This is a genomic window from Blautia sp. CAG:257 (genome assembly GCF_000433815.1).
Taxonomy (GTDB): domain Bacteria; phylum Bacillota; class Clostridia; order Lachnospirales; family Lachnospiraceae; genus Blautia_A; species Blautia_A caecimuris.
Map to the genome: position 1 here is coordinate 1 of NZ_HF999014.1, position 8,131 is coordinate 8,131.

2 protein-coding genes and 2 pseudogenes are annotated in these 8,131 nt (G+C 41.4%); 2 read left to right on the forward strand and 2 right to left on the reverse strand.

Annotated features, from left to right (window positions below; all coding sequences use genetic code 11):
• Positions 1-427 precede the first annotated feature (427 nt).
• Positions 428-1,456 (reverse strand): annotated as a pseudogene (locus QVP40_RS13835) (IS110 family transposase).
• 704 nt (positions 1,457-2,160) lie between these two features.
• Here QVP40_RS13835 and QVP40_RS03435 point away from each other — a divergent pair.
• The gene (locus QVP40_RS03435; RefSeq protein WP_022067101.1) at positions 2,161-3,528 is read left to right on the forward strand and encodes a C40 family peptidase; all 1,368 of its coding nucleotides are present in this window, start codon (positions 2,161-2,163) and stop codon (positions 3,526-3,528) included.
• Positions 3,529-5,320: 1,792 nt separating this feature from the next.
• Here QVP40_RS03435 and QVP40_RS03440 read toward each other — a convergent pair.
• Positions 5,321-6,386 (reverse strand): annotated as a pseudogene (locus tag QVP40_RS03440) (IS630 family transposase); the annotation flags it as partial.
• A gap of 302 nt (positions 6,387-6,688) precedes the next feature.
• Here QVP40_RS03440 and guaA point away from each other — a divergent pair.
• Positions 6,689-7,981, forward strand: a complete 1,293-nt coding sequence (gene guaA, locus QVP40_RS03445) for a glutamine-hydrolyzing GMP synthase (RefSeq protein WP_022067103.1) — start codon at positions 6,689-6,691, stop codon at positions 7,979-7,981.
• Positions 7,982-8,131: the final 150 nt, after the last annotated feature.

Genomic DNA, 8,131 nt, shown 5'->3' on the forward strand with positions numbered 1-8,131 from the left:
TATAATCCACCTGATTTATGTGGGGCATCGTTATACATAAAAATCACCTTTCCCCATTGTAATAGAGGTGTCCATCCACTATTAAGAAAGAAAAGGTGATTTTATGGCAAAGAAAATCAATGATTTGTCACACAGTGTGACCTGAATGCCCCTACTTTTTATAAAGTAAATGGCAATGCTCTTTGTGAGATGGAGGAGGACCCTCCGCAATCGCCATGCAGATGGAGAGTGCAAAACACTTATAGTGATGTGGTATAAAAAAGTTGACAGTTTGTTCGCAAGGATTTCATAATAAAATCAAGAGAACAAGCCTGCAAATAAAAAGTCAAGGCTAAATTGATGAACATTGAAAATTTTATACAGGTTAAAAAATAGGTATCATAATCAGACCACTACATCTGTGCTGGTCTGAAAAAGTGTTGTGGAATTATTCAGATTCTGGAAGTGATGAAAGATATTTTTTCATCCGACCATAGTAGATTCGTAAAAATTTATTAACTCCGGCAGTCATATAGACATAATACGGCTTGCCTTCGGAGCGTTTTTTATCCATGAACAGATATACGGCATCGTTCGGTTTGATTTTAATCAGTATATTCATGATCTGGAAGAGAGTTTTTCTCAGCACGGTCGAACTGTGTTTGGAAGTATGTACGCTTTTCTGGGAATAATCGCCAGAATCGTTGACACCGGGATCCGCGCCGGCAAATGCCGTGATAGCGTCTTTGTGGATAAAACGTATGACATCTCCGATCTTGTCCATAAGCTGAGGACCCAGAGACGGTCCTACGTCCTTCATCGCCATGGCAACTGGATATTCCGGCAGCTTGGAGGGGGTTTATTCATAAGGGTGCGATGCTGTTCAACGGTCTGTCACGCCGTGTTTAATTGGTAGATTGTTGTTTGATGATGCGTTTGGTAAAGTTGTTCTTTGGAAGTAAAGAAATAAGTTCCTTTGATTTTCCATAGATTTCTTCGGCGTTTGACTTGCTGAAGTTGTACTTCCTGCGGCTGCACCACTATGCAGAAATCAAACTGGCGGTTCATGGTTTTGAGTTGGGAACGTAATTAATCCATAAGATTATATTGTTTCAGATTCGTCCAACTGTCAAGCTTGTAGTGTGCAAGCTTTATAGAATCTGCTTTATCGGTCTTGACTTTACGGAGAGGATTGTCCTGTCCCTGAAAGTAATGCATGATCTGAGGGTTCACAGTGCTTACAAAAAAGCTGTCCCGGGACAGTTCTCGTGCTACCGGTTCATAGTAGCGGCCGCTACACTCCATGACAATGCGAGTTTCACCATCCAGTTCTCTGATAAGTTTCTTAAGAGATTGGAAATCAGCGGACAAGCGGGGAACATCAAAGAGTTTTGAAACAACCGTTCCACCAGGAAGGAGGAGCGCTACAGTGCTTTTGCGTTTGGAGACATCAATACCCTACTGCGTTCATATTCATAAAAATATTACTCCTTGATTGAGATTACAATTGTTCAGTACCAGTTTTAATCATTGCCCATTTTATCTGCTGTGGTGCGCCACGAACGTACCCGGAAGGCGGTTCAATCTGCATAAAACGAACGCTGCGAATGAAGAGTTGGTTAGCAGACTTATTTACGGACGCAAAGTCCAAGGGGGTATCTGCTATACCGATTGCTCTTATCATTTTAACAGCTTAAGTAACAAGGTGGGTAATTCCTTACTGGCTGTAAGGAATATTAACCATAAATATATTGTAGTAGCTGTTAACTTTTTTATGCCACATCAGCTGCACCTAGAATCGCCAAAGGAAGGCCCTCGCAGTTGATTATCTTTTTGATTTTTTATAGTTCGGATGATTTGGGATTCAAAGTATATTTCATTTTCTCAAAATAGTCAGTAAAAATTTGGGGTAAGATGTTCATAGGATTATTATGAAAAAAGTAACAAAAATAGGCTTTTACCCCATTATGAATGAGAGCCAGGGAGGTTGAAATGTCGAAGATACTTTTTTCTAGAGAAATTCAATAGTGTATTTCGTAATCATTAATAAATGTTACAAAATATTAAACTAATTCTTGATTTCCTCTTGCAATCAATGAAATCATATGTTAATATGTAAAAGAGCTTAAGAAAAATATTTCGCAAATGTTACAAAACGTGTTTATATAAGAGGTGAGAAACATGAAAAAACGAATTGTATGTCTGATGTTAGCAGTTATGATGATGGGTACACAGGTTGCTACTGTAAGCGCTTCCAGAGAGGAAGAACTGAGAGAGGAGCAGGCTTGGACAAGCGCACAGCTTGATGCTACATATTCTCAGATCGATCAGCTTTATGCAGCCAAGGAACAGCTTCAGAACGAAATCGCTGCACTGGACGCGAATCTTGTAAATGTCATGGTCTCCATTCAGACTCTGGAAGGGGATATCAGCAATAAGCAGGCCGATATCGAGCAGACACAGTCAGATCTTCAGAAAGCTCAGAATGCAAAAGATAAACAGTATGAAGCTATGAAACAGCGTATCCAGTATCTTTATGAGAAAGGCGGAAATGACGCATGGTTCCAGATGATGGTAAATGCAGAGAACCTTTCCGAACTTCTTACCAAGGCTGAGTATACACAGAAGATGTATGACTATGACAGACAGAGCCTTGAAAAGTATGCAAATACAATCGATCAGGTAACACAGCTTGGAAATAAATACCAGCAGGAAAAAGCAGAGCTGGAGGGGATGAAGCAGGAGTATGAAGCTGAATCTGTAAACCTTCAGGCTGCAATTGATGAGAGAAGAGCAGTTTCTGCAGACTGTGATAATGAGATTGCATATGCTCAGCAGATGGCAAATGAGTATGCAGCTCTGATCGAACAGCAGCAGGCAGAGATTGAAAGGCTTGAGGCTGAGAGAATCGCAGCCGAGGAAGAGGCAAGACGTCAGGCAGAGCTTGCAGCAGCAGAGGAAGCGGCACGTCAGGAAGCTGAAGCAGAGGATGAGACTGTTTATGACGAAGAGGGCAATGAAGTAGACGCTGAAGATGCTCTGGAAAATGGCGAAACTCTTTATGATGAAGAGGGAAATGAAATTGATCCTGATTCCGTTACAGACGAAGAAGAAAGTGACGGAGACGTTGAATACGATGAGTACGGAAATGTGATTGACAGTGATAATACAGTAGATCCGGAGGAATATCAGAGTTCTGGTTCAGGCTCCGGCTCTTCAGTAGTTGATTTTGCTACACAGTTTGTAGGAAACCCATATGTATGGGGAGGTACAAGCCTTACTGACGGTGCAGACTGCTCCGGATTTGTACAGAGTGTATATGCAAACTTTGGTGTAAGCCTTCCGAGAACTTCCTATGAGCAGCAGAATGCAGGTACAGAGGTTTCCTATGCAGATGCGCAGCCAGGCGACCTGATTTGCTATGGCGGTCATGTTGCTATTTACATGGGCGATGGAAAAATCGTACATGCATCCAATGCAAAAGATGGCATTAAGATCAGTAATGACGCTACCTACAGAACTATTCTTTCTGTAAGACGTCTCGTGTAATAAAACGAAACAGATAAGCGAAGGGGCTGTCCGGTAGGACAGTCCTTTTATGGTACAGCTTTAGTCTGTTCAAGAGTAAACGTAAAATAGCAGGGACTTGGCTTTTAACTCTGTATATTTATAAAATCCCTCTTTTTCTACAGCTTTCCGCCTTTTCTCTTTCCATGCGAAAGAATACGCACAAACTGCCTCTATCGCATCTATTATGGATTTTTTTAATTATCCTGTTCTCAAGGTTTCTTATCATCTCCAGTCCCTATCCGCTTTCTCCATGCAGGATATACTTTACCTTCTCTGTCTGTAGGTCATCACAAAAAATCTGGCTTACGCTTTTTCGGCTGATCCTACTTTTTATAAATCCCTGTAGTCTCCGGTACAGATATAATTCCTTCATATTAAAAACTAGGATCAACATGCTACATATCGCTTCTGACGCTCCATGACAGTAACAATGCTTCGCATGGTAATATGTTTTTAACTGGTGGAAACCATTCTCCTCTATGTTCCATATGTGGTTCATCATTTCCCATAGCGTTTCATATCTCGCCTCCTCCAGTGCCGTTACCAGCTACATTCACATCTCCTTATTCCCTCTCGTTTCCTCCTATGTTTCATGGTAACGTGCTTCTCACAGACTGTACGGGCAGCTGGGTATCTCAAAACCAGACAGATCCCATACCTCTGCCTTTTTTCCCTTATTGGAATAATTTCTTTCTCCCCTCCCAACGGTAAAACAGCCCTTCCGCATCCTGGAACAGCCGCCGTCTCTCATCCTTTAAACGGATCACCCCTTCCAGTCCATTTTCCTTAAGTGTGTTGATAAAGGGCGCATTCAAATATAAGGCATCTGCCACTACTACATCCGCGAAATGTCCATGCCTTTTCCTTAGCCGTTCGATCAGACGCTTTCCCCCTTATCTTTCCCGGATCCATCCTTTGACTTTAACATTTCCTGCCCCCAGTATCACATGCGGAGCCTTTCCTATCGTCATGCATACCATGTCCCGGTGAAATCATTCTGTCTGTCCTGACTGGTTTTTCCGGATCAGGCACTCAGGACATTTTTCTTTGTACTGCTGAATAATTTCATACCGTCTATCACTGCTATAACATATCCTTCTATTGTCCCTTCCCGGAATACCCTGTTGCGTTTCATTGTATCAACTGTTTCCTCATACATCCTGAGGATTTCTTCCGGATTTATTCTTGACAGCAGATCCCTTACCGCATCAGCTTTTTTTAGAAACAGAATTCCCCATTTTACCAAGAATACATCCGGCAAAATGGGGGGTTAAAAGCGAAATCTCTGGCAAAATAGCGAGTACCCTTTCAAAATCATCCGATGAGTCATGAAATCCCACACAAGTTTAGTTGCACAGCAAACTTGTTTGAGTGAATGGGCTGATTTGATCAGAGACTGTCAAAACCGTCCGCAAGGAATGAAAATCGATAAATGGTGTCAGCTCCACGACATTACAAAGGCGAGTTATTACTGGAGACTCCGGAAAGTCTATGAGGTTTACCTGGAAACTGTGAATCATATGCAAACATTTGTAGAAGTTCCCTCTTCTGCAATCCATCCGGTAATATGGCATCGGAGTATAAAATCGCTACCTTGATCAGAAGCGGAAACAACCTCACTCTGGAAAGCGCCGAGCAGGCATCTGATTCATTTTTGCAAACACTTTTGGGAGTGCTCCGCAATGCTCAATGATGGCATTGGATTAAAAAAGTGTATCTGGAATGTGGATTTACAGGTTTGCGCAGAGGAATTGACGGTTTAGCCAGAATCATACGCTTTCAGTTCCAACTCCTGTTTGGTATTGACACGAATTCCTCGAAGCATCTGTCTGGTCATTTTGCTGAAGAAGCTTTTAATCACGTTTAACCATGAGCCATGCTTTGGTGTAAACACGAATTTAAAACATCCCTTTGGCATAGTATCCAGAAAGCGCCGTGTTTCTTTGGAAGTATGTGTAAAATGATTATCTAGGATGATCCGAATGGTATCCTGTGATGGATATTTTTTGTCCAGTATTTTTAAAAACTCAATAAAATCAGAATGATTAGGGGTCTCATTTACTAACGGATTTGCTTCTCCAGTGAGTAAATCAATGCCAGCCAGTAAAGAGAGCGTTCCCAGACGTTTGTATTCTGCATCACGATATACTTCCCCATGTTCTGAGGTTGGGCGTAAATCCGGTGCCGTATTGGAGATTGTCTGAATGTCCGAATTCTCATTATACGATACCGCAATCGTCAGTTTATAATCGTCTGGAATAATGAGAACACCATTTTTATTAAACTGCATTTTAATCTGCTTATAAACTAACAGAATCTCATGCATTTTTGATTCAAAATCAGGATCCCGTTTTTCACAGTAATATTTGATTTTAAAGGGTTTCATATCCTGTTCCTTAAGAAATTTCTGGATATACGGTTTGGTAACGGTTGAAAGCCTTGGATATCCCGCTTCTTCTGCATGTTTCTGAATGTATTTGTGGAGAGAGGTCAACATCCACAGTTCCTGTGCATAACCGAGTGCTGTCGGCCTCTGACAAGCAATATGGATCATCCATGCTTTCGCATCATCGGTAATTTCCAACGGATGTCCAGGACGCTGAACATCAAACAGCGCAGCATCTAAACCGCCTTTCTGAAACTTTGAAACACAAAGGCGTACCGTTGCGGTACTGATTGCAAGTTTATCAGCAATTTGCTGGAATGTCATTCCATCGGCTTTATATAAAAGGATTCTGGCATGATCCACAACTTGCGCCTGAATGGTTCTCTTTTTGTATAATAATTTTTCACAAATCTCTGGCTTCATTTGACAGAGGAAGATATGTTTTTCTCATAGTGTTCATCCTTTCTTAGATAACACTATTTGACCACACATTATCCTTGAAATATATAGCAGAAATTTAATTTATTCCATACTAGTATCAAATGTTGATACAGGGTCTGGAAATCGTTGCCAGACATCCTATAGAAGAAGTTCCTGATACTGAATTCTCGTTGTGATTTTGTGCAAAACATAGAAAATAAAATCCTTTTCATACATTGCGTGTTTTATTTTGGATTTATAATGATTTTTCTGAGGAAAGACGTTATAATAGAAGCAGCAGTTATTATCATAAAAACAAAGGAGAAGTTTATTATGAAACAGGACATGATTGTAATTCTTGACCTGGGAAGTACCGAAAATACGGTAATTGCCCGTGATATCCGCAGCCTTGGTGTATACAGCGAGATTCATCCCCATGATATTACCCCGGACGAGCTGAAAGCTCTTGATAATGTAAAAGGAATTATTCTCAATGGTGGCGAGAACAGAATTGTAGATGGAAAGCCGGTAGTGATCCGTCCGGAGCTTTATGATCTGGGATATCCTATGATTTCTGTAGATTATCCGGAGTCCCAGTGCGATGTGAAGTTTGATAAGCTTCCGGATCAGGATACGCTGAAAAAATTTGTTTTTGAAACCTGTAAGGCAGAGCCGAACTGGAACATGAAGAACTTTATCGAAGATCAGGTAGAGCTGATCCGCAGACAGGTGGGCGATAAAAAAGTTCTTCTGGCTTTGTCAGGAGGCGTAGATTCTTCAGTTGTTGCAGCCCTTCTGATTAAAGCTATCGGTCAGCAGCTTGTATGCGTTCATGTAAACCATGGACTGATGCGTAAAAACGAGTCAGAAAGTGTTGTTCAGGTATTTCGTGATCAGCTTCACGCAAATCTTGTCTATGTAGATGCATCAGAACGTTTCCTTGGAAAACTGGAAAATGTTGCAGATCCTGAGGAAAAAAGAAAAATCATCGGTGGAGAATTTATCCGCGTATTTGAAGAAGAAGCAAGAAAGCTGGAAGGAATCGAATTCCTTGGACAGGGAACTATTTATCCGGATATCATCGAGAGCGGAACAAAGACAGCTAAATGCGTAAAATCTCATCACAATGTAGGAGGACTTCCGGAAGATCTTCAGTTTGAACTGGTAGAGCCGCTTGCACAGCTGTTTAAAGATGAGGTTCGCGCATGTGGATTAGAACTTGGACTGCCGGCAGAGATGGTTTACCGTCAGCCGTTCCCGGGACCGGGACTTGGCGTAAGATGCCTCGGTGCAATTACCCGTGACCGTCTGGAAGCACTGCGTGAATCTGATGCGATTCTTCGCGAAGAATTTGCCAAAACAGGACTGGATAAGAAAGTATGGCAGTATTTTACTGTAGTGCCGGATTTCAAGGCCGTTGGTGTAAGAGACAACGCAAGAAGCATGGGTTACATGGTTGTGATCAGAGCTGTCAATACCATTGATGCCATGACTGCATCCATTGAAAGAATCGATTATGATATTCTGGAAAGAATCTGCGCCAGAATTACAGCAGAGGTTCCAAGCGTCAGCAGAGTATGCTATGAGATTACACCGAAGCCGGTGGCAACGATAGAGTTTGAATAATATATTAGAGCCAAGAAATGCCTATTTTACGGGCTTTCTTGGCTCTTTCTATGTCCGTTGACAATCAAATGACAATACTTTTTTAATATGATTGTAAATAATTTCTTCTTATTTAGCTGGGAATTGACTCTTCCAGTCTAAATATTCTTT

What these genes read in the sequence shown, in the direction of transcription:
- QVP40_RS03435 (WP_022067101.1), top strand. Translation starts at nt 2,161, where the DNA reads ATGAAAAAACGAATTGTATGTCTGATGTTAGCAGTTATGATGATGGGT.
- guaA (WP_022067103.1), top strand. Translation starts at nt 6,689, where the DNA reads ATGAAACAGGACATGATTGTAATTCTTGACCTGGGAAGTACCGAAAAT.